Genomic DNA, 21,581 nt, shown 5'->3' on the forward strand with positions numbered 1-21,581 from the left:
ATTCCTTCCTTTCAATTTATGGTATAAGTGGTAATTCCTGGCCACGCTGATACCCATTCGCAACAGGCATACCAACTCCAGGCAAAGGCCTGAATTTCCCTCAAAAGCGACAGATTGTCGGACTTTTCGCCCCCATGTCAGGTCGGCAGCATTTTGCAGCGAACGGTCAGCTGTCACCCCGGTCTGCAATCAGCCAGTCGGTGACATCATCGGGAGCACCCCTCAAAAGTACTTCTCTTCTTTGAACCCAGCCCGCCCTGCAGGTGTCGCTTTCTCAACGTGTCAGATTAAAGTAGAGCTGAACACACTCGCATAACTGCTCCGTTAGAGAGAGGGACAGAAAAGGGACAGAAACATGACTTCCCCCCAACCCTATACCCGCGCCGAAATCGAAGCTCTGGGAGACCAGTTACCTGAGCGGGGGGCTTTCTGCCCCAGCTGCGGTCTCTATATTCCGGAATTTGCAGACATCTCAGCTGAGGAACTGACAGAGCTCAAGCAGAACGACACGCTCACAATCTTTAAAACACTGCGCGAAAAAACCGGCTGCAATCTGAAATGGGCCAAAATCTGGTCCCAGCATCCAGATGGACCGCATCCGCTGGTCGCTGAAGAGACGGCTCCCTGTCCCTATTGTGGTGTTCCCCTGCATCCGGGTGCCGAGCAATGCCTGCTCTGCCGCATGGACTGGCACGATCCCACACATCCTAAGCAGTTGGGACGTTCCATCGCCGATCAGATACTGGAAGCGGAACCGGGCACACAGATTGAAGTCACCAGCCACAGTACCTGGCTGCTGGCACAGCATTTTGCAGAACTGCACCACAGACGGGATGAAATCACGATTCATTTTGCCAAAAGCGAGAAAGCCTGATCGACGCAGCTTCCTCTGCGCATCAAAAAAGGCAGATCAGCAAAACGATTGCTGATCTGCCTTAAACACACTCCTTACTAACATGACTGATCGAAGTTCGTGATGAAAAGTTTCACCTGAGCTACTTACTTCAATCAGTGAGAAGTTCCGTTTCTCATGCCGTTGACCTTGAACAGTACCCCGCGGCGCCACAGGTCCCTCAGGTCAGGCATTCGAGGGAAATCTCTTAGTGGGCTTTCCAGCCACGGTAACTCGTTCCCCAGTGACCAAACTGAATCCCACCAAAGTGATGGTGACTGTAAGGTCCATGATAACTGGTTCCCGTGTACTGAGTGGGGTAGTAATAGTTGTCAGTTGTAGTGACCTGTGCATTACTACTGTTTTGATTCTGAGCGGTTTGTTCCTGATTGATATAGGTCATCGGAGAAAACGTTTCCCACTGACCATTGTTTTCAACCAGCCAGCCACCCTGATCTGTCTTAAACCACCAGTGACCGTCATGATAGCGATATCTCGCCCGGGTGGCTGCATCCAGATTGAGATGCGCGGTTCCCGCACGAACGATCGGATCAAGCTGCATCTGGTCTCCTGAATTATGTTGTGCATCAGGAGGAGCACTTTGAACCTGGGCAGACAACAGCAGAGGACACAGTCCCAACGCTGCAGCTACCGTCAATACTTTTAAACTAAGGCCTTTCATTCGAGCACCTTCCTTTCAAGTGTAGGAAAAATGAATATTCCTGGCCGCGTTGTCATTACACTAAAAGCAAACGTCATACCGGGTTTTGAAAAAGAAGGACTTCCCCTGAGGACCTGTCTAGGAAAACTTCCTATTAATCGGTGTACCGAGGCTGTTTCGACTCCCGTTTTTATGACCATATTCACTGATATCATGATGGTTGCGCTCGTTTTTCTGAGCCCGAATTCAAGTCGATTCCCCGGAATTAGACCAAACATGAATTTGTAGCTGTAGTTACATCGTTCACCTGATTTAAACCATCATTTCAGGAGGTTTCTGATTCATCCGCGACCTGCAAGTTTTTGCCTGCCTGTGCAATTCTTTGCTCATTCCGGCGTATCCTCAAACACGATCACTCACGAAAACCCCTATAGATAAAGCGCCAGCCCCTGCTTGACAGCCCGCTCATGTCTGGTACGCTCTCACACAATTATTGACTCTGCAGTTTAGTTTCATTTCAGCGCGAGGTTTCTCTTGTCTCTCACATTAAACGATTTGACGATCAATCTGGACCAGGTCGACTGCGACACCCTCTTAAGTGACTGGGCCTGGGCCATGCCCGAACCGATGCAGCCCGTGCTGGTCACCGCCATGGGAGATGTCTTCGCCCAGGGAGATTCCGGCGCCGTCTATTTTGCTGACATGGTCGAAGGCAAGATCACTCCAGTCGCCGAGGGTCGCGCCGAATTTGAGTCGCTGCTCCAGGACCCCGATTTCGTCACCGATCTGTTCTTTCCCTCCCGCGTGCTCGAACTCCGCGAAGCCGGCGTCACCCTGGAACCGGGCCAGGTCTACGGCCACCAGACGCCACTCGTCCTCAGTGGCGCAGATGAACTTGACAACATCGAACCGATCGACGTCGGCGTCCATGTCAGTGTGCATGGACAAATCCACGATCAGGTCAAGGACCTCCCCCCGGGAACCGTAATTACGGATATCGAGTTTGAGTAAAGTGACTGACCTGAAATAACCAACAGGAAAACCACCTGGTGAAAACTTCATACGCGCTCAACAGACATTTCCGACACATCATCATCCCCCTCATTCTCGTCGCCTTTCTCTTCCAGTTGAAAGACTGGGTCATCATTCTGCTGGTACTCTGGATCTCAGTGGAACTCTTCCGTGTTTCGAAACGCTACGGTAAGAAGGGGAAGGTGGCTTTCTTCTCCGGCGCCGCTGTCCTCTTACTGCTGCTGGGAATTCAGATCTATCGCGGTCTGGGCTATCTCGAAGTGGCACGGAGAGTGACCGAACTCGGCGCCAGTCTTGCAAGCGTGTCTGGTGAATTTATTCCGGGGCCCGTCAACTATATATCCCTCGGAGAAGGGGTAGGAGACGCGGAGCTGGAAAATATTGTGGCCCTGGAGGGGCTCGACCACGTCGAGACAGTGATTGCCTCCGGCACCCCCATTACAGACGACGGGCTCTTCCTGCTGGCCCGCTTTTCTCATCTGGAGCGTCTGACCATCATCAACTGCCCGCAAATCAGCCAGGAAGCCATCGATGCCCTGCAACAGGAACTCCCCAACTGTTCGATTCTGGTTATGACGGACCAGTGACTGCAGAGAGCTCAGAGCTGCCCTCGTAAAAACACACTCAACCGTTTCAGCTGATCCGTGTTAATGTGATCCACGTCCGCTGCCACCAGTTCCCGCCAGACGGCTTCTGACTCCGGCGTCGCCCAGAACCGCACGCGCCGCCCCGCGGTATGCGCCTGCTTCACAATCATCTGCAGTTTGGTACGTTCCGCCTCAGACATCGATCCTGTACCGCGATACTTGAAATGCGAGGTCCAGCGGTCGCTGATCAGCGGCATCAAATCAGCCGGCTGTTTGGAATCCAGATCGCTCAGTCGCCCGTCGATCCCCATATACCGCGGGTTGGCGACGGCGATGAGTTCTTTAGGCCGGTCACCCGAGATCACAATCTGCACCGCCCCCGGAATCGATTTCCCGTCCTCCACCCGACACAGCAGCTCGGCATAGTCTTCCAGCTGCTGGCGTAACACGGGGTAAACCGCTGCGCCATCCGTTTTGATATCCACCAGCAGAGTGAAGGGGGGAGTCCTCTCCTTCGTTGGAAAAGACTGCTTACGGAAATACGCCTGCAGCGGATCCAGGTAGAGTTTCCTCAGCGTCCGTTCCGGCTTAACGTCGCGCCGATCATGCGCCACCAGCAAATCACCATCAATCAGGTAAATGTCCGCCTCCACAGACCAGAAACCGTTCTTCAGTGCATCGTGCAGAGGTCGCGCATGCTCATAATCATTATGCGCATGCGCCTGGAACAGGGGCAGCTGTTGTTCTTCTCCCGCCCGCACCGACGTGAAAACATAAACAACAACCAGCAGCACGACGGACAACAACCGGATCAATTTCATTAGCTCAGCCCTTTCAGAAACATGTTTGCAGATGCGAAAATCCTAACGGTCCCGAAAACGTTGATCCAGTCGCCTCCTATGATTCATCAATTCTTCACGGGAACAGAAGTTCCGTACAAGACGAACCAATTGCGAAATCAAATCAGAACGTTTTTCTTTTTTCACTCTGAAAAACGAGAGTCATCCTGCTAAAATAGAGCGAGGAAAGGTATTTCCTCAGATCCGTCTCATTACCAAAGGCGCTCACCATGTTCCTCTTCAGCTCACTCCTCCTCGCTTTGACCGGCGCGGTCTCCGACGCCCAGCCGAGTACCGCCGAAGTACGGGCCACCGTAGAACGCAGTATTCCCTACATCGAAAAACAGGGCCTGTGGTGGATCGAGCAGAAGAAATGCGCCTCCTGCCATCGCGTCGGTACCATGCTCTGGAGTTTGCAGGCTGCGAAGCAACACGGGTTCACCGTCAGCGATCGCCTGCAGGAATGGACCGACTGGGCCAACGACAAGGCGCTGACCAAGAACGACAAAGGTCAGCTCGCCGGCACCACCAACAAAGAGGGGGTCGTCCAGCTCCTGTTCGCCGCCGCTCCCTCTGACATAGATCCGGAGACCCGCAAAAAACTGATCGGCCTGCTCCGCGAAGATCAGAAGCCCGACGGTTCCTGGAAAGCTGGTGGCCAGCTCCCGTTCCAGAAACGCCCTCAACCAGAAACCGATGCCGTCAGCACCATGTGGCTCACGCTGGCTCTGCTCACCGCAGCTGACGATCCAGAAAACCAGAAAACCATTCAACAGGCCCAGCAGTATCTCGCAAAGAGTAAGCCGGGGAAAAGCACCGAATGGTACGTCACGCGGCTCCTGCTCGCGATCAGCCAGAAACAAAACCAGCAGCGCGACCAGTTCATCCAGCAGTTGCAGAGCCTGCAACACGCCGACGGCGGCTGGGGCTGGCTCACCAACGATCCCAGCGATGCCCTCGGCACCGGCATGGCACTCTACGCCCTCCGCAAAGCCGGTGTCGACATACAGGCTGACTCCGTACGCCGGGCAGAACAGTTTCTGATTTCAACGCAGCGCAAAGACGGCTCCTGGCCGGTCAAAGGGACCAAAGCTAAGAAAAAAGGGAACATCGAAGAGACCGCCGTCTACTGGGGTACCACCTGGGCGGTCCTCGGCCTGCTCGAGTGCCTGCCGCAGTAAGCCGTTGCCATTTCATACAGCAGTCGTGAAATCTACTTGATCCGCGCTGGAAAACCGTTTATCGTCGGTGAGAATAGTGAAACGACTCCCGAGCGCCCCGTCACCGAAAGTCTATAACACACCTTGTCCGACCCCGATCCCAATCTGACCTCTCCGAACAGCAGCAACTGGTACCGCTGGGCACTCGCCGCCATTGTGATCCTGTTTCTGATCTGGCGGGTCCCACTCATACTCCGCGAGGCAGGGGGGCAGGACGAAGAATGGTTCGCCATTCCCGGCTGGACGATCTGGCAAACAGGCGTCCCCCGCGTCCCGTATGCCCCTCAACGACAGACTGGCAGCGCCTTCTACCAGGCTGATGAAGCGTTATTCGCACTTCCGCCCCTCTACTATTATGTCTCCGCTCCTCTCTATGCGGTACTCCCTCCCACTTACAGCACCGCCCGTCTCGTCTCGATCGCCGCCGGTGTCGGTACCCTGATTCTGATCTACCTGCTCGCACTCCGTGTCCTCAAAGATCCGCTGGCCGGGCTGATTGCTGCCGGACTTTTCAGCCTCTCCCGGCTCCTCTATTTCCCCGCGGTCATCTCCCGCCCCGACATGCTCTGCTGTCTCTGGGGACTCATTGCACTCCTGATGATGTACCGCTGGCATGACGGCGCACGACGTTATCGCGACCTATGCCTCGTCGGCGTCCTGCTGGGACTGGGCATGCTCACGCATCCCTTTGCACTCGTCTACTGCATTCAACTCGGCCTCTGGGCACTGCTGGTAAACGGAACCTGGAAACAACGACTGTTGAGAGGCACCGTAATCACTGGTTGCGCCCTGGCGGTCTTCGCCTTATGGCTGCCCCTGATCCTGGCTTATCCCGAACCGTTTCGCTACCAGTTTTTCACGAACGTCCTCGACCGCTCCGGACCGGGACTGATCTCCCGCATTCTGTTTCCCTGGCCTTACTTCGCAACGCAGTTCCAGCTGCTCCGCGAACATGCCGGCACGATTCAGCTCTCCCTGATGACCGCAGGACTGGCCATCGGCACCGGACTGGCCTGGCGCTCCCAAGACCGCCGGCAGCGTATTCTGCTACTGCTCGTCTGGTCTTCGATTTACCTGCTCATCGCCTGTCAGGGACATCACCCGACTAAAGGCTACTGGTGCTACCCCGGCGCGCTCCTCTTTCTCTGCCTGGGTTGGGGACTGAGCCGACTTGCCACACAGCTCTGGAACCGCGGCGTTGTCTGGCGCCTCTTCGTTCTCGCCGGCGCCGCCTGTTTTGCTGTGGCGATGCTGCCCGGTTCGGGAATTCGCACCTGGCGCGCCCACATTGCGAACTGGTCGAATGTGAATTACAATGCTCCTCGATTGATCAGTCGGATCATCCAGGATTTACCTGCAGACGCCCGGTACACGGTCGATCGCGCGTATGTCTTCAACTTTGCAGCCGCCGGTCGACAGACGCTGCTCGGAGACAACCGCGAATTCGCCTTTGATGCGCGGCCGTTTCCCTATGATTACCTCATCGTCAGCCATGACATGCGGGACAGGGGGTTGAGCAAAGAGTTCAACGGGCGGCTCGTGAAAGCCTATGGCGATCCAGCTGATCCCTTCAGCTGTTTCGTAGAGGTCTATGTGCCCGAGGATAGCCCGGTACAGGACCTGAAACTGTCCAGTGACAAATCGGAACCATAACCACCAGCACAGGAGTCACCGGTTGAACGAGCAAGCAGCACAAGCTGAGACCACACAGGTGCAACATCCTCTGAACGTCGCCATCATCGGCGGGGCTGGCCATGTGGGGCTTCCTTTTGGACTGGCCCTCTGCGACTGCGGACACACCGTCACCCTCGTGGACCTCAATCAGTCACAACTCGACATCATTCGCGCCGGCCAGATGCCATTTTCCGAAATCAATGCCGACCAGCTTCTGCCCCGGGCCCTGGAAACCGGTCGTCTGCATTGTTCTACCGATTTTGCCGACCTCTCCACACAGGACGTCATCATCGTCACCATCGGCACGCCAGTCGATGAATATCTCGATCCCAGCCTCAGAGCCTTCGACCAGGTCATGGAAGAGGTCTTCCAGCACACCCGGCCCGGGCAGTTACTCATCATTCGCAGCACCGTCTTTCCCGGGGTTACCGAACGACTGGGACGCCTCATCGCCGAACGCAACCTGCAGATCGATGTCTCCTATTGCCCTGAACGCATCGCCCAGGGACGGGCACTGCTCGAACTCACACAACTCCCCCAGCTGGTCAGCGGCTGTACCGAACAGGCCTGCCAGCGCGCGGCCGACTTCTTTTCTGATTTCGGACAGGAGATTATCGAACTCTCCACCGTCGAAGCGGAACTGGGCAAGCTGTTTACCAATTCCTACCGTTACATCAATTTCTCGATTTCCAACCAGTTCTATATGCTGGCCCAGCGCTACGACGCTGACTTCGATCGCATTTATCACGCGATCACGTATCGCTATCCCCGCATGAACGGCTTTGCCCGCGCCGGGTTTGCCGGCGGCCCCTGTCTACTCAAAGACACGATGCAGCTGGCTTCTTTCAATCACAACCTGCTGACACTCGGTCAGACCGCAATGGCGGTCAACGAAGGGCTGCCCGGATTCATCGTCGAACGCCTCAAGAAAGATCACGACCTGACCGGCCTGACCGTCGAAATTCTGGGAATGGCTTTCAAGGGGAATTGCGATGACCCGCGAAGTTCCTTATCTTACAAACTCAGAAAAGTACTCACACTGGAATGCCGCCGCGTACTCTGTACCGACCCGTTCATTAACAGTCCCGATTTCGTTTCACTCGAAACCATTCTGGATGAGTCAGATATTCTGATCCTGGGTGCCTGCCACGATGATTACCGCGGTGTGCAGACCACAAAACCATTGATTGACGTATTTGGATTCACAGCAAGGCAGGAGCCATGAAAGTCCTGATTACCGGAGCCGCCGGTTTTATTGGCAGTTATGTCGTCGGCGAACTGCTCGAAGCCGGCTACGAAGTCGTCGGGCTGGACAACTTCTCCAAGTACGGCGAACTGCAACCCGCACACCAGGGACATCCCAACTACGAATTTCTCCAGGCGGACGCCAAAGATATCGAACTGCTCACGAAACTGCTCAAGGGCTGTGATCACTTCATCGCCGGTGCCGCAATGATCGGCGGAATCTCTTACTTCCATAAATTCGCCTACGATCTACTCGCGGAAAACGAACGCATCACCGCTGCCGCCTTCGACGCCGCTTTAGCCGCCCATCGCGACGGACAACTGCAGAAAATCACCGTCATCTCCTCGTCGATGGTCTTCGAAAGTGCGCAGAAATTCCCCAGCGAGGAAGGGGACCAGCGCACGTGCCCGCCTCCTGAATCGACCTACGGCTTTCAGAAACTCGCCGTCGAATACTATGCCCAGGGAGCCCACCAGCAGTACGGTCTCCCCTATACAATCGCCCGCCCGTTCAACTGCGTCGGCATCGGTGAACGCCGGGCTGTCACTGACGAAGAGGTCAAGTCGGGCGATATCGAACTCGCTCTGAGCCACGTCGTCCCCGATCTGGTCCAGAAAATCTGTAAAGGACAGGACCCGCTGCAGATTCTGGGCGACGGCTCGCAGGTCCGTCACTACACCTACGGCGGAGACCTCGCGCGGGGTATCCGGCTCTGCGTCGAACATTCACAGGCCCTCAACGAAGATTTCAATCTTTCCACCCCGCAGGCAACCACGGTCCTCGAACTGGCCGAGACTATCTGGCGGAAAATCCACGGCCCCGAGAAACCGTTCCGCTACCAGAGCGAACAGCCGTTCCCGCACGATGTGCAATACCGCTCTCCCTCGGTGGAGAAGGCGAAACGCATGCTCGGCTTCACAGCCGATACCACGCTCGATCAGATGCTGGATGAAGTCATCCCCTGGATCAAAGAACAGATTTCACGCGGGACCATCTGATGGAGCAGGCAGCCACTCCACTCTCGGTCATCGTCCCCGTTTATAACGAGGACGAAAACTTCCCCCGCCTGATCGAAGCCATCGACCAGCGTCTGCCGCAGCCCTTTCGTGTACTGGTTGTCTACGACTTCGATGAAGACACCACGGTCCCGGTCGCCCGCAGACTGGCAGAAACACGGCCTTATCTCTCCCTCGTCAAAAACGAACTGGGCAGGGGCCCCGCGAATGCGATCCGGGCCGGCTTCCAGGCGGCTGATACCGGCCCGGCACTGGTCATCATGGCCGACCTCTCCGACGACCTCAACGATGTCGCCCCCATGCTCGAACTCTACGACTCCGGCTGCCGGGTCGTTTGTGCCTCGCGTTACATGAAAGGGGGCCGGCAACTGGGCGGTCCGCTGCTCAAACGCACGCTCAGCCGTCTGGCGGGGCTCTCACTCTATTACCTGGTCGGTTTCCCCACCCATGATGCCACCAACAATTTCCGCCTGTATGATGCCGCCCTGGTCAATGAACTGCAGATCGAAAGCGAGCAGGGCTTCGAAATTGCCCTGGAACTGACCGCCAAGGCCTTTGTCCGCGGCGAACAGATCGGCGAGATCCCCACCACCTGGAAAGACCGCGATGCCGGCGAATCCCGCTTCCAGCTCTTCCGCTGGCTCCCCAAATACCTCCGCTGGTATCGCTACGCCCTCTTCGGTCGCTGGTTCGGCTCAAAGCAGCAGGCTGACTGAAATCAACCGTTCAATCAACGCCCTCCCAGGTAAATTCCACGTGCCCCGTTTCCTTGTCATAGATCAGCTCTTCTCGTTCATATCCGAAGTATTCTGAAAAGTCGCGGTGATATCGTTCCAGAAATCCCATATCTTCCCGCCGCTGGAGACCGCGTTTGAGAATTTGCTGTACGGTCTCGCGATTCCCTTTAAATGAGAGCCGGATATGTCCTTGATCTCCCAGGATCCAGACGCTGGACCGTAACTCGCGCACATCAGCCGGTGGTGCAAAGCCAAACTGCCGCTCGAATACGGCTGCCGGACGTGATAACTGGTACTGCCAGATTCCCACGGCACTGCAATAAATGACAAACGCGCCCAGCAGCCAGGGCCATTTCCGGCGGACACGCAGCAGGGACAACACTCCCGCCACGACCAGCATCAGTACAATGACGCCGGTTGTGAATAAGATGATCAGAAAGATGATATTCAGAAAAACAGCCATGAAACGTCACCCAGTCTGTTTCATGATTCGGACCGTTCCCGTTCCTCTTTCGCCTTCAGCGCCGGCCATTCAGCAAATGCCAGGAAAAAGAGCAGGAAAAGATTCAACATCGGAATAAACATCACCAGACTGAGCCAGCCCGGGAAACCCGCCTTACTGCAGATCATCCAGAAGGGAACGACCCCCAGTACCGCCATCGAGCAAATAATCATCAGCTCAATCGCACCAGGCAGAAAGGACGCAGCAATCATAATATTTTCTCCTTATTTTTAGAGATAAAACAGGGCCATCATAGTGCCCAGTCTTCGGGAATCAAGGAGTTTTTAAATCTGCCCCCAATGACAATCCTCCAAAATGCGAATAGACATGATACCAACAATCAGGCTATGATTCCCCACGAACCAGTCCATCACGGAGGATGAACCATTCCACTTACGCCGTTCCATTTCAGTCCCGGTCTGCTGACCAAGGTCTTCGGCCCCCGGTCGTTCTGGTTGACCTCCTTCATGGCAGCCAACGTCCTGATTGATGTGGAAGTCCTCTATTACATGAGCCGCCATGAACTGCCACTCCACCGTGGTCTGCATACCTACCTGGGAGGCGGCGCCGCAGGTCTCCTCGCCGGTCTGCTGATGTGGGGTGTCGTCCTGCTTCTCGTCCGGGTCATGCCTGTCAGCTCGCGCTGGAAACAGCGCCTCACACAGACTTCCCCAACGCGTCTGCTCAGGCAGTCACTCTTCGCCGGTCTCATCGGCGGGCTGTCGCACGTCTTTCTCGACAGCCTGATGCACGACGACATGCACCCGCTCTGGCCCTTTGTCACGGGCAATACGCTCGCCGGCTCGATCAGTGTCGCCGCTCTGCACATCGGCCTGGGCCTGCTTGGCCTGTTTGCACTCGTCCTCTGGCTGATGCTCCGCGAACCACAGTGACTGCCACTGGTTTGAATTTGTAGTCGCGATAGAACAAAACAATTCGAGATGCGAACCCGCAACGTTTAAAGTCTGTCTACCAGGCGGGAACTCGGCGCCAACCCGGCACTGCTGCAATAAAAACCTGCAACTCACTCTGAAAGGATCATGTCTTTATATGCAACGGAATTAAAATCCGCCCCGGCGTGGGCGTCGACCGCGTCATCCTGGGCATGTCGCCCCCACAAGCCAGACGGGCTTTTCCTGAAAAACAGGTCTATGAAGACTGGATGGGTGGTAATCTCAATCACTGTTACCTGTATCACGGTTTGATTTTCTGCTTCACAAAATGCGACAGCATCCGCCCCTTACCCGACAGCATCCTGGATTTAATTGTGATCCAGCAGCGGGCAGACGCGATCCTCTGCGAAGAACCCATGCTCTCCTGGACCCGATCGACCATCCTGAAAGCCCTGGCATGGCGCGGCTACCCGACCCAGCGACTCCAGCATGGTCACATCCTGATCGCAGGGGAATCCGTCTATAATCAAACCCGGCTCTGCTTTGATAAAGCGGACCGATTATTCAGAATCGAGATGGACCTCAACTTCTCAGAACTCCCTTTCTGTCCTCCCTACGAGGAATAACAGCCCCCGGAAACCAGGTAATCCAAACGGTAATTAATAGTCGCTGGTCTCACCACGGATTACTCTGTTTTTCGCACAAGTTCACATTCCCCTCTGCAGTCGCGCGGGCTCCAGAGGGGCAACAAGCCCCATAGACTACACAATTGACCAGAGCCTGATACAATAAAAGAGAGTTCTCTGATGCAATGCATTCTTGCAATGACCTATCACCAATGACGAACAGCATGTCTGTGAATAATCTATGTCCGATAACACCAGAAGCAGTGATCCAGGCCGTGTGAATCTGTCGCAGTTGGTGCAGCAGGAGGCGATTAACGCCCACAGCGAATCGAGAGGAACCCAACACATCCTGCTGGCATTTCTGGGCGAATACGAAAACAGTGCAGGCCAGATTTTGCACGCCTTTGATGTGACTCGCGAAAATGCAGCCGCCGCCATCAATCAGGTCATCGCGTCAGGGGTCACGGAAACGCCCCGACCTCCCGAGGTCGCCCTGACGAATGCGCCGCCTCCCTTAGACCTGCTGCCGGCCACGGAACAGGAATTTCAGGCCTTCAGAACCGGTTGCTACGAAGTCATGAACCGGGGCGATCGCGTCGCAGTCTGGGCGCACATCCTGCTTGGGCTGCTCATCGTCGAAGACGGCATCGCCGCCCAGTCTCTGCTGGCCCTGGGGCTGGACCTCGATCAGATTCGCGACAGTACCCTGGAGCTACTGGATTCTCCGGACGTCCCTGTCCCTTAATCAGGCTCTCTTCCAGCCCCAGAGAACAAGATGGAACAACTCACCTTCAACGACGACCTGCTGAATCGCGTGCCTCCCCGGGGCATCGACGTCGAAACCACACTCGCTCATTTCGCCATCATTACCTGCCTGATCGACCCGGCACTCATCCGCCCGCTGATTCATCCCCGCTTTGAACTGGACCTGGTCGAAGTCGACGGGCAGGAGAGGGCACTCCTCTCGGTCGTCCCCTTTATGGATCAGGACTTTCGCTTCGTCCGCTTCCCCTGGCGAAAGTGGCGGTTCGGCCAGACCAACTACCGCGTCTACGTCACCGATACCCAGACCGGCGAACACGCCGCCTGGTTCATCGGCACCTCGCTCGATTCCTGGACCGTCTCCATTCCGCATTACCTCTGGAAACTTCCCTGGCACCGCGCGACAATCGACTTCGACTGCACTTACGACATCGCAGCCAAACGCTATACCGAATATCGCATGCAGACCACGAACAGTTGGGCCGATGCCGAAGTTGAACTCACCGACACCGGTGAGCAACCCACCAGACTGGCCGGCTTTGATGATCTGGAAACCGGTCTGGTGATCTTAACCCACCCGCGCACCGGCTTCTACCACCGTCGCGACGGACAGCTAGGCTCCTACCAGATCTGGCACGACCGCCTCCAGACCACCGTGGGTCAGGTTACCACCGCCCGCTTCGCGCTCCTCGAACAACGGGGCCTGATCCCCGCAGGAACAGAACCTCAAATCCACAGCGTCCTCATGCAGCACGAAACTGAGTTCACGATTTATCTGCCGCCACGAGCGGTCTGAACGGGATCTTCTTAACGATCAATCACCATCGACCCGGTCATCGGGGTGCACTGGATCAATATTCCCCTGAACCAGACCGAAAAACGGATCATCTAACTCCATCAGCTCGCCATTGTCCCGTCTCCGTTGAGAGTTGACAGATCAGAACCAGTCGATATCTTTGACAGCCATCGATCCTGTCAGGTTCGACAAGGTTCTCTCTCCCATACACAACTGGAAACAGGATACCAACAACCATGCTGACCAGTTATCTTGCACTGGGACTGGCGATCATTCTGGAAGTGATCGGCACCTCTGCGCTGCAGGCCTCGCAGCAGTTCACACGCCCCGTCCCCACGACGATCACGGTGGTCACCTACCTGGGAGCCTTCTATTTTCTCTCCCTGGCTTTGAGAATGATCCCCGTCGGCATCGCCTATGCCATCTGGAGCGGGGTCGGAATCGTGCTCATCTCCTGCGTCGGCCTGATTCTCTTCAAGCAGAAACTGGACCTCCCCGCAGTCCTGGGACTCCTGCTGATCCTCGCCGGAGTCCTCGTCATCAATCTCTGCTCCCAGACAGTCTCGCATTGAACGGAAGCTGGCGTCATACCAGCAGCGCTCGTTTTATGGCTCCTGCTAGATCAGCCCCTGTGGCGTATTGGCATAGCGCGGCTCTCCCAGTTCTGCCAGCAGATCAGCCGGGTATTGTCCCGCATCTGCCCCTCTACGGAACACGGGCGTCGTTTCATCAGAATAAAACAGCATCACATCCCCCAGTTCCATCACACGCAACAGCCGCTCCAGAAACGCGGGATGCCGAATCGGCCGGGACACCATGATGCCCGATACGTGACCGCTTTCAACCGCATCCCTGCCCAGATGAATATCAACCACATCATTCGGCTCCTGAAACCAGACCCGCAGGAAGCCATATTCATTCAGTGGTTCTGTCTGGTCGGTGGAAAGAATTTCAAGTACTGTGGCATAGTCGAAACCAATCGGCTCACCGTCACGATAATTCCAGATAAACGCTTCGATACCCATAATGCCCCCTGTTGAATGATCCCCGCGGCAGGTCAGTAAGAATTCCTTAAGTCTGCACCGAATGAGCAAAAACCCCCACCAGGCTGCCGGCCTCGGTCAACCCCACCACGAGCCGGGGAAATACGCATCCGAAATTGGTTTCACTCATGGGGTCTCCGTCTCCCACTTCGACGAAAACGACAGCACGGATCTCCTCTGTGCGTTCGCACCAGGCGATCAGCTTTCGCCATTGAGTGAGCCAGGCTGCATCTTCCTCAAACACAAATTTCTCCCAGAGCAAACTGTGTTCGTTCAACGGAGCAATTCTGAGTTTTGCCTGGGGATAGATGGCCCCATTAAACGCCGATCGAATCAGTGGGACGGTAATCTTCGTCGGTTTCTCCGCTCCCCGATTGACTACAACATAAAATGGATCAAACGGACTGGAACCCTCTGACACGTTGACCTCGACTCCTTTCAGGATCCAGGCCATTGCTGCAGACAGTTTCTCACATAGTTCGATCTCCTTGGGATCGTGATCATGCTCATTAGGCTGGCCCGGAACATACATGCAGCCACAGGAATACACCGCCAACCGGGGGTGCAGGCAGCTGTGATTCCATGCGTCGCGCGGAAATTCCGGACCGCAGCATTCCATGCAGGGTTGAAACGGCTTCAGCCGTTCCACCACGAGTCGGCAGCCATTCACTGACTCCGGAGGCGGCTTGATCTCTTCCGTCTGGTTTTGTTTTTCAGCAGGCCCCTGACCGGTCGGCGTGCAGGCGCTGAAGAATGAACTTGCACCGAGGGCAAGTACAGCCCGCCTGGACATGCAAGGGCTCTCATCATACTCCATAGCTGCTCTCCACAGGATTCGATCAATGGTCTCGCATTCTGATCCCTGACCCGGACACACTCGACAACAGATCACCCCATGTTACAATACAGCATCAGTCATCACAAACGACAAAATCCCCGGAGAGTCATCATGCTGAAAACCAATCTGATCCCAGTTCTGTTACTTGCCGTCTGTATCGCCGGATGCCAGGACCAGCGCGACTCCAGCACTCCGGAACAGACACCCCAACAGGAAGCTGACAACCAGGCGATCATGCAGGAGATCCAGAAACTGGAGCAGGAAGCCGCAAAGGCGACACCTCCCGCACCCGTGATTCCACTACCGGACCTGCCGGGCTGGACGCACTCCGCCCCGCGTGCATTACCCTCCGGTGATCACGGCTTCTCAGTGGCCTACGATCATTCGAAGGGCATGACGGTCACCTTCTATCAGTTCACCCGCGGTCTGAAAGAAATTCCCGATGATCTCAACAGCGAACCGGTACAGAATGAGATGAAACACGCCAAAGCGGGCATCCAGCAGGCAGTGGAACTCGGGATCTGGAAATCCGCGACCGAGACCGACCACGGCACCGTCTCGCTGGGCGATTCTCCCCAAAAAGCCCTTTGGTGCCGTTATCAACTCGCCACCGATAACGGCGAGGTCAACTCTGACACCTACGTCTGGTCGCACGCAAACACCCTCTTCAAACTCCGCTGCACCGGCCGCGCGAAAAACCCGCTGGATGATGTGAAGACACTCACTCCACTGCTGACCGCCCTGGGCAATGCCTGCAGTGAGAAGCAGAAAAAACCCGCGGAGAAATAATCCCCTAAGTCGATAGAGATCGGGCCCAAAGATACGCTCAGTCAGGTTAACTCGCCACTAATTCTGGTCCTCGACCTCTTTTAAGAGTGGTAAAATCGGCCTGTGGGGATCGAGCATCTGAAACACTTCGTTCTTCAACGGCTCATCCCGGGAGAGTTTCAGCCGGTAGGTTTCCTTCCTGCGCCCCGAGACTAATCCGCCGAGGACCACTTCCTGACCGACCTGAATCGAGACACGAGTGTTAATGCGCCCCACATGCACGACAGGTTGACCACCTGGTAAATCCTGTCCCTCATAGAGTGTGTGCTGATATTCAAATCGGAGTTGATACCCATTCTCATCCGGAGTCAGTTCGCCCGACACAAGCTGAATATGTCCTCCGAGTCGCGATTTGAAAAAAAACGGGCGATCCGGCACGGCAACAACCTCAATCCCGCGCACCCGCCGCATTTCCGACTCCGCCTCGGCAGCAGTATCCTGCTCCAGCACATCCACCTGTAACAGGAATTCTTCCTCGGCAGACGCGTTCGCACACGCAACACACCAGACAATACCAGTGAGCACGAAAAGTAGAAATGGCTTCATCTGACAATCGATTCCTTTCGAAAACAGAGACCTCTGCACAAACAGACAGTCTATTTAGTCGATTATCTTAAATCTGTCCAGACGCAATTCAGGTTCTCGTCTCACTTCGACTGCTCCGGCAAAGGCACTTCCGCTGCTTTCAAGACCGCATTAAACGCAGGGCCGGGGGTCTCTGTCGGGTTGAAACCGGTCAATATTTTGTCGTCCCGATACCAGTGCGTCCGGTAACACTGAAAACAAATGACAAAATCATGTTGCGCTCCGTTGTAGTTGACTCGAATTCCATGTCGAGGCATGAAACAGGCGGCCGTCTGCCCCGGATTCGCAGCCACACTCTCTGCCAGCGAACTCAACAGGCTCTGCCGAACCTTGTCATCTTGAATGTCGGTGCTCCCGAGTACCTTCCAGCCGTGAAACGTCTGAGGATCGGATTCATCATTTTCCACATACGGATTGAGGGAAAACAGTTCCCACGTCGGTGCCTGCCGCAATGCTGCTTCCGCCTCCGCCGGAATTTTATCGCCTGAAGGGGGAAGTGCTTCCTGGCAGCTCAACAGCAGGAGGGACAGCAACACGAGTCCGATTCTCATTTCCATTCTTCTCTCGTCGGGTAATCCGGAAAAACAGTCAACTTTTTTCAAGGCAACCATACTTCCTGCTCTTACTTGGGTAAATCTGCTCAGACTTAATCTTCCCACTCACCCACGAATGCGTAATAGGAATCCCACCCCGGTTCTTCTACTCCCATGCATTGGACCTCATGTGAGGTAACGTCCTCCATCAACCGCTGATGGACGCCCGCGATATCCGTGTCGGAACGAACATAGAAGATCAACTCACGCATGCCCCCGGTAGTCAATACCAGTACCAGCACGCCATCACTTCCCAGGTATTCTTCCATCAGTTCTTCAATCTCGCTCAGTTGTTCCATCTCGTCTTCACCAGGCAACCCTTCTGCAGAGGGTGCCTGAAACGGTAGCACAAAACCGACCTTGATCGGATAGTCGCCTTTCAGATGGCCGTCCTGGACGGAAGTGTTAAAGCGCACAAACAGCGGCTGACCTTCCCACTGGGCCTGGCCCACGGTCCATTGATCTTCCATCGGCTCTACTTTCTGTGAAAGAGATTCGGTGTTTCGTACAAGGAGATCGCTCCTTCTCTTCATGGTAGCGGACTGTGCTCTATTCGAGCAACACATTGCCTTCACGCACGAATTTGCAGTCTTTCATGTCAAACGAAGTGACAGGTTCGGTATCACCTCCCTTGGGAAGGCGGATCGTTACCAGCGGCCCGGAAACAGGTACCCGGCAGAGATAGACCGTATAGCCTCCTTCGACTTCGTGGGTGTACTCAAAGAGTAACTCCCCCTCTTTATGCCCCAGCGTTTCTACAGTCACCGATCCCAGTGGGAAACCATAACCGATTTTACGCTTTGAGTTGATAGCCGGGTTGACTGTAATCACACCGGTGGCTTGATCAAACGAGATTGCCGTCCCCTGGGCAGCCTGCGATGCAGGCCCGGCGGGAGGGGTGCCCCCTGAGCATCCCGCAAGCAATACCAACAGTATGAGGATTCGTCTGCTCATATCGCAACCAGAGTAAAAGCGACTGCATATCGCTTAGTCCGTATTTTCTGCAATCCGCCACAACACGCCCGAGGGATCGATCAGCACAAAATCCCGCATTCCCCAGGGACGCTCTTCCGGCTTAGACACGTTCACGCCATACTTCTCGGCAATCTGCTGTTCCCGCACATGCTCCCACCAGTCATCCACATTCTGGACGGAAAGATGCATCATGAAATTCTCCGCCAGTTCTTTGACGTAAAAATTCTGCAGCAGAAAAGTGCAGTTACCAAAATGCAGATAAGCCAGTTCCTCCGAAGACCAGGGAATCTGAAAACCGAGGTCCGCGTAAAACTGCTTGGAGTGTTCGAAATCCTTCGCAGGCACAAACGCCTTCAGTTCGATGGTTTCCAGGTTACATTCGCGCTGCCCGTCCATTCTGTTTTCCCTGTCTCGAAAGAGTCTGTACCTACGGTCAGAATCTACCTATCGTACTACAGACTGGCCGCCAGGCAATGGCAAAGCAGGAGGGATCAGACAGGAGGGCCTTCCAGCGAACAAATAAGGAGCAATGTGGGCTCACTTACCGAAAGAGTGATTGCCCCCCAACGCAAACGAGCGGGAACATCGTCAGACATTCCCGCTCGGCTTGGTTTTCAGGTTAAAAGTGGGCACGGGCGGGATCGAACCGCCGACACCAGGATTTTCAGTCCTGATAGATTGTCAAGCGTTCACACTTGCAACTTTTTTACCGGTCTGGTCCACTGGACTGTGCAGGCATGATTGACCGGATTAAATCAGTTTTACGGAGTGAAAAAAATGTACTATTTGAAAGAGGCGATTGGTAATTGTGTCACGCTGACTCTGTGGGTTTCCATCATCCCAATGGCCTTTGGTTTTATCTGCTATCCGTTTATGCTTCTCGGTTTAATAGCGACTCGCAAAGACCCGATGATCATTATCCTTCTGATCTGTACCTATTTGCTTCTGCTGATAACTATTATGGCGATTCGGATCTATCTCATTTTCGAGAAGTGGGATCAGATCATGTCGATCAAAAACAAAAACAAGATTCTGGAATTGGGCAACGAGGGAGTTAGTCTCTTAAAGCCGAATTATGGATGGACCGAAATCCGGGAGTTACGTAAGCAGCAGAAAAAATAACCATGGCGCAGATTGTAAAACGACTTCTGCTATGCAGCTGCCTGGCCGGCTGTGATGCGAGTCCTCCGGAACCCACTCACCAGGACCTGGCCGGCGAATCCTTGCGCGAGGAGCTGACTGGGGTAACCGACCTGCAGTACGAAATCATCCGCGATGCGATCGCCCGCAAAACGGGCGACCGCGATCAGCAGATTCATGTCGAAGACGACGGCGAATACGAAGACGGAGAACACTTTTTCGCGACGGCCGGCGATCAGCGGTTCCTGGTCGTCTTCGATTTCCGCCGGGACAAAGTGATATCAATCACGCCGCGGTAGTCCGCTCGAACTTCAACAGCTCGCCGCGCTGTGCCGCTTCAATTCTTCGGGCCGCGATTTCGCAGTACTCCTCGGAGGCCTCGAAGCCGATCGCCTGACGCCCCTCCAGAGCCGAAGCGACCAGCGTCGTTCCGGATCCGCAGAACGGATCGAGCGAGATCCCGCCCGCCGGCACACATTGCACCAGCTTCTGCATCAACGGCGTCGGCTTCCCCGTCATGTGATGCTTGTCTTTTTGCAGGACCGGGATCTGATAGCAGCCGTCGAACGGTCCGCGATCCATCAGCCTGGGAACCGCACCCTTGGTTCCCCAGGGAATGTACTCGCATTGGTGTCGGAAAAAACCCTTATGCGGAGCGCGGGAGCCGCGGCCCTTGTCCCAGCTGATCAGCCCTTTAAAACAGAAGCCGCCGGCCTGCAGTGCATCGATCATCGTCGCCAGCTGACGCCAGTCGGTGAAAACCAGACTGTAAGCCGTATCACGGCAGGCTCGCAAAGCCTGACCGATCCAGAGCGAACACCAGTATTTGAATGATCGCTGGTCGCGGAAGTCACCACCGAACGAGGGACGACCCAACGTGTTCCCGCTATGGCAGTACTTCTTGGCCGGATCCGCCCCCACCGATGTCCCGGCCGCTCCGGAGCAATACGGGGGATCCGTGATCAGCGCATCGAACAGCGAGTGGGGAAGCTGGCTCCCCAGTTCCAGTGAGTCTCCCTGGTAAATCGCAATTCCCTGCGATTCGAAAAACGGTTTACCGAGGCTCAATTTCACCTGTTCCGTCTGCCGATACTTCTTAAGTGACATATTCATCACAACCAATCCTAGCGCGTACAACTGCGCGTTGTGACCTCCAACCAGGTCCTCTCGTAGTTGAGGGAACGTCGGTCTGTGTCAGCAGCCGGCGTTCCCGCTTTCAGTTATTCCACACAATCTTGATTCGTGGTCAGCTCCTGCAGGTTGTCTTTGACATACCGTTGCGTCGTCTGGATCGACGCGTGTCCAAGTGCCCGGGCCGTCGCGTGAATGTCTTTCGTGTTCGCATAAACTTGAGTCGCGTGTTCGTGCCTGGTCAGATACAGGACCAGGTCCTTCGCCAGCTGCTGACGATCCCGCAGCCGGCGGAATGTTTTCGATAGACTTTCCGCCGTCCAGGCTTTTCCCCTGGGAGAGAGAAACAACGGGCCGGCAGTCCGCTCCCCGATCGAGGCCGCGATCAGAAACCCCAGCTTTTCACCAACCGGGATTTTACGCGCTGCGCCGGTCTTGGCCGCTGTCTTGTGTTCGGTCAGGACAATCATCCGCTGGCCGTCGACGTCGGCCAGGTCCTCGATCGCGGCCCGGGCCAGTTCGTTGGGCCGGCAGCCGGACTGCCGGAGGGCCTTGTAGATCAGACGAAAGGCCGGTGACGCCGCCTGGAGTATGAGATCCCGCTCTTTCTCATCAGGCAGACGCTCCCGCTTCCGGCCTTTCGGTTTTTTCATGGGAGCAATAATCCGCTCCCGCAGCTGCTTGTTTTCGATCGCCCATTTCTGCAGGTTTTCGAATGCGGTCATCAACAGACGGATGGTGTCCGGAGCCTTTTCGGATCCGTCTGCTTTAAATTTCACGTCGTCGAAGTACTCCTCGATCTCGAACGGTTCCAGGTCGGCAAACTCCCGGGCCCCGAATCGCTCCAGGAACGGCTTCAGATTCTTAGTGTAGGTCTTGAGCGTGCTGTTGCCTTTGCTGTTCTCGACGTGCTTGAGATACTTCGCAACGAACTCGCTGACTGTTTTTAACTTGGCCATCCATGC

At 55.4% G+C, this 21,581-nt stretch carries 29 protein-coding genes and 1 tRNA gene; 16 read left to right on the top strand and 14 right to left on the bottom strand.

Annotated elements, in window-relative coordinates; all coding sequences use genetic code 11:
* Positions 1-355: 355 nt before the first annotated feature.
* Complete coding sequence (locus Enr10x_RS09980) at positions 356-874, top strand: hypothetical protein (RefSeq protein WP_145448936.1); 519 nt, start codon at positions 356-358, stop codon at positions 872-874.
* 226 nt (positions 875-1,100) lie between these two features.
* On the opposite strand, the gene Enr10x_RS09985 is transcribed toward Enr10x_RS09980, so the two are convergent.
* Positions 1,101-1,574 carry a hypothetical protein gene (locus tag Enr10x_RS09985; RefSeq protein ID WP_145448937.1) on the bottom strand — a complete coding sequence of 158 codons (474 nt, stop codon included), beginning with the start codon at positions 1,572-1,574 and terminating at the stop codon, positions 1,101-1,103.
* Positions 1,575-2,087: 513 nt separating this feature from the next.
* Between Enr10x_RS09985 and Enr10x_RS09990 the strand changes: the two genes are divergently transcribed.
* Entirely contained in the window at positions 2,088-2,564 is a 477-nt protein-coding gene (locus Enr10x_RS09990; protein ID WP_145448938.1) for a T6SS immunity protein Tdi1 domain-containing protein, read from the top strand.
* A 38-nt stretch (positions 2,565-2,602) separates the two neighbouring features.
* Positions 2,603-3,172 carry a leucine-rich repeat domain-containing protein gene (locus Enr10x_RS09995; protein ID WP_145448939.1) on the top strand — a complete coding sequence of 190 codons (570 nt, stop codon included), beginning with the start codon at positions 2,603-2,605 and terminating at the stop codon, positions 3,170-3,172.
* Between the two features lie 11 nt (positions 3,173-3,183).
* On the opposite strand, the gene Enr10x_RS10000 is transcribed toward Enr10x_RS09995, so the two are convergent.
* Positions 3,184-3,987 (bottom strand): phosphatidylinositol-specific phospholipase C/glycerophosphodiester phosphodiesterase family protein, encoded by an 804-nt coding sequence (locus Enr10x_RS10000; RefSeq protein WP_390621352.1) that lies wholly within the window; start codon positions 3,985-3,987, stop codon positions 3,184-3,186.
* Between the two features lie 254 nt (positions 3,988-4,241).
* Here Enr10x_RS10000 and Enr10x_RS10005 point away from each other — a divergent pair, with 254 nt between their 5' ends.
* From Enr10x_RS10005 to Enr10x_RS10025, 5 genes are all read left to right on the top strand, one after another.
* Positions 4,242-5,192 (top strand): prenyltransferase/squalene oxidase repeat-containing protein, encoded by a 951-nt coding sequence (locus Enr10x_RS10005; RefSeq protein WP_145448941.1) that lies wholly within the window; start codon positions 4,242-4,244, stop codon positions 5,190-5,192.
* A 123-nt stretch (positions 5,193-5,315) separates the two neighbouring features.
* The gene (locus Enr10x_RS10010; protein ID WP_145448942.1) at positions 5,316-6,884 is read left to right on the top strand and encodes a glycosyltransferase family 39 protein; all 1,569 of its coding nucleotides are present in this window, start codon (positions 5,316-5,318) and stop codon (positions 6,882-6,884) included.
* 22 nt (positions 6,885-6,906) lie between these two features.
* Positions 6,907-8,130 carry a nucleotide sugar dehydrogenase gene (locus Enr10x_RS10015; protein WP_197997556.1) on the top strand — a complete coding sequence of 408 codons (1,224 nt, stop codon included), beginning with the start codon at positions 6,907-6,909 and terminating at the stop codon, positions 8,128-8,130.
* The gene (locus tag Enr10x_RS10020) at positions 8,127-9,149 is read left to right on the top strand and encodes an NAD-dependent epimerase/dehydratase family protein (RefSeq protein WP_145108385.1); all 1,023 of its coding nucleotides are present in this window, start codon (positions 8,127-8,129) and stop codon (positions 9,147-9,149) included. The genes Enr10x_RS10015 and Enr10x_RS10020 overlap by 4 nt, the downstream gene beginning before the upstream one ends.
* Positions 9,149-9,883 carry a glycosyltransferase gene (locus Enr10x_RS10025; RefSeq protein WP_145448944.1) on the top strand — a complete coding sequence of 245 codons (735 nt, stop codon included), beginning with the start codon at positions 9,149-9,151 and terminating at the stop codon, positions 9,881-9,883. The genes Enr10x_RS10020 and Enr10x_RS10025 overlap by 1 nt, the downstream gene beginning before the upstream one ends.
* Before the next feature lie 10 nt (positions 9,884-9,893).
* Here the strand turns inward: Enr10x_RS10025 and Enr10x_RS10030 are convergent, their stop codons facing one another.
* Both Enr10x_RS10030 and Enr10x_RS10035 read right to left on the bottom strand, forming a co-directional pair.
* Entirely contained in the window at positions 9,894-10,367 is a 474-nt protein-coding gene (locus tag Enr10x_RS10030) for a hypothetical protein (protein ID WP_145108379.1), read from the bottom strand.
* Between the two features lie 20 nt (positions 10,368-10,387).
* Complete coding sequence (locus Enr10x_RS10035; protein WP_145448945.1) at positions 10,388-10,618, bottom strand: hypothetical protein; 231 nt, start codon at positions 10,616-10,618, stop codon at positions 10,388-10,390.
* Between the two features lie 210 nt (positions 10,619-10,828).
* Here Enr10x_RS10035 and Enr10x_RS10040 point away from each other — a divergent pair, with 210 nt between their 5' ends.
* From Enr10x_RS10040 to Enr10x_RS10060, 5 genes are all read left to right on the top strand, one after another.
* Positions 10,829-11,299 carry a DUF4184 family protein gene (locus Enr10x_RS10040; protein ID WP_232093436.1) on the top strand — a complete coding sequence of 157 codons (471 nt, stop codon included), beginning with the start codon at positions 10,829-10,831 and terminating at the stop codon, positions 11,297-11,299.
* A 185-nt stretch (positions 11,300-11,484) separates the two neighbouring features.
* Complete coding sequence (locus Enr10x_RS10045; RefSeq protein WP_145448946.1) at positions 11,485-11,925, top strand: hypothetical protein; 441 nt, start codon at positions 11,485-11,487, stop codon at positions 11,923-11,925.
* Positions 11,926-12,166: 241 nt separating this feature from the next.
* Entirely contained in the window at positions 12,167-12,670 is a 504-nt protein-coding gene (locus Enr10x_RS10050) for a Clp protease N-terminal domain-containing protein (RefSeq protein ID WP_145108367.1), read from the top strand.
* A gap of 30 nt (positions 12,671-12,700) precedes the next feature.
* A complete protein-coding gene (locus tag Enr10x_RS10055; protein WP_145108364.1) occupies positions 12,701-13,483 on the top strand; it encodes a DUF2071 domain-containing protein in 783 nt (260 codons plus the stop codon).
* 239 nt (positions 13,484-13,722) lie between these two features.
* Complete coding sequence (locus Enr10x_RS10060) at positions 13,723-14,055, top strand: DMT family transporter (RefSeq protein ID WP_197995151.1); 333 nt, start codon at positions 13,723-13,725, stop codon at positions 14,053-14,055.
* Positions 14,056-14,100: 45 nt separating this feature from the next.
* Here the strand turns inward: Enr10x_RS10060 and Enr10x_RS10065 are convergent, their stop codons facing one another.
* Both Enr10x_RS10065 and Enr10x_RS10070 read right to left on the bottom strand, forming a co-directional pair.
* A complete protein-coding gene (locus Enr10x_RS10065; protein WP_145448947.1) occupies positions 14,101-14,508 on the bottom strand; it encodes a hypothetical protein in 408 nt (135 codons plus the stop codon).
* 46 nt (positions 14,509-14,554) lie between these two features.
* The gene (locus Enr10x_RS10070) at positions 14,555-15,319 is read right to left on the bottom strand and encodes a hypothetical protein (protein WP_145448948.1); all 765 of its coding nucleotides are present in this window, start codon (positions 15,317-15,319) and stop codon (positions 14,555-14,557) included.
* 156 nt (positions 15,320-15,475) lie between these two features.
* Between Enr10x_RS10070 and Enr10x_RS10075 the strand changes: the two genes are divergently transcribed.
* Positions 15,476-16,153, top strand: coding sequence for a hypothetical protein (locus tag Enr10x_RS10075; RefSeq protein ID WP_145108352.1), 678 nt, complete (start codon positions 15,476-15,478; stop codon positions 16,151-16,153).
* A gap of 57 nt (positions 16,154-16,210) precedes the next feature.
* On the opposite strand, the gene Enr10x_RS10080 is transcribed toward Enr10x_RS10075, so the two are convergent.
* From Enr10x_RS10080 to Enr10x_RS29910, 6 genes are all read right to left on the bottom strand, one after another.
* Positions 16,211-16,738 (bottom strand): hypothetical protein, encoded by a 528-nt coding sequence (locus Enr10x_RS10080; protein WP_145108350.1) that lies wholly within the window; start codon positions 16,736-16,738, stop codon positions 16,211-16,213.
* A 101-nt stretch (positions 16,739-16,839) separates the two neighbouring features.
* Entirely contained in the window at positions 16,840-17,328 is a 489-nt protein-coding gene (locus Enr10x_RS10085) for a hypothetical protein (protein ID WP_145108347.1), read from the bottom strand.
* 95 nt (positions 17,329-17,423) lie between these two features.
* Positions 17,424-17,840, bottom strand: coding sequence for a DUF695 domain-containing protein (locus Enr10x_RS10090; protein ID WP_197996542.1), 417 nt, complete (start codon positions 17,838-17,840; stop codon positions 17,424-17,426).
* A gap of 79 nt (positions 17,841-17,919) precedes the next feature.
* Positions 17,920-18,324, bottom strand: a complete 405-nt coding sequence (locus Enr10x_RS10095; protein ID WP_145108340.1) for a hypothetical protein — start codon at positions 18,322-18,324, stop codon at positions 17,920-17,922.
* 33 nt (positions 18,325-18,357) lie between these two features.
* Positions 18,358-18,741: a VOC family protein gene (locus Enr10x_RS10100; protein WP_145108337.1), complete on the bottom strand. Its 384-nt coding sequence runs from the start codon at positions 18,739-18,741 to the stop codon at positions 18,358-18,360.
* Positions 18,742-18,971: 230 nt separating this feature from the next.
* A tRNA-Phe gene (locus tag Enr10x_RS29910) sits at positions 18,972-19,055 on the bottom strand.
* A 67-nt stretch (positions 19,056-19,122) separates the two neighbouring features.
* On the opposite strand from Enr10x_RS29910, the gene Enr10x_RS10105 reads away from it, so the two are divergent.
* Together Enr10x_RS10105 and Enr10x_RS10110 are read left to right on the top strand one after the other, a co-directional pair.
* On the top strand, positions 19,123-19,467 hold the full coding sequence (locus Enr10x_RS10105; RefSeq protein ID WP_145448949.1) for a hypothetical protein: 345 nt from the start codon (positions 19,123-19,125) through the stop codon (positions 19,465-19,467).
* 2 nt (positions 19,468-19,469) lie between these two features.
* Positions 19,470-19,784 carry a hypothetical protein gene (locus tag Enr10x_RS10110; protein WP_145448950.1) on the top strand — a complete coding sequence of 105 codons (315 nt, stop codon included), beginning with the start codon at positions 19,470-19,472 and terminating at the stop codon, positions 19,782-19,784.
* Here Enr10x_RS10110 and Enr10x_RS10115 read toward each other — a convergent pair.
* Both Enr10x_RS10115 and Enr10x_RS10120 read right to left on the bottom strand, forming a co-directional pair.
* Positions 19,771-20,598, bottom strand: coding sequence for a DNA-methyltransferase (locus tag Enr10x_RS10115; RefSeq protein ID WP_232093299.1), 828 nt, complete (start codon positions 20,596-20,598; stop codon positions 19,771-19,773). The genes Enr10x_RS10110 and Enr10x_RS10115 overlap by 14 nt on opposite strands.
* 107 nt (positions 20,599-20,705) lie before the next feature.
* Positions 20,706-21,575 carry a tyrosine-type recombinase/integrase gene (locus Enr10x_RS10120; protein WP_145448951.1) on the bottom strand — a complete coding sequence of 290 codons (870 nt, stop codon included), beginning with the start codon at positions 21,573-21,575 and terminating at the stop codon, positions 20,706-20,708.
* Positions 21,576-21,581 lie beyond the last annotated feature (6 nt).

The sequence above is a fragment of the Gimesia panareensis genome, assembly GCF_007748155.1.
In the GTDB taxonomy this organism is placed as follows: domain Bacteria; phylum Planctomycetota; class Planctomycetia; order Planctomycetales; family Planctomycetaceae; genus Gimesia; species Gimesia panareensis.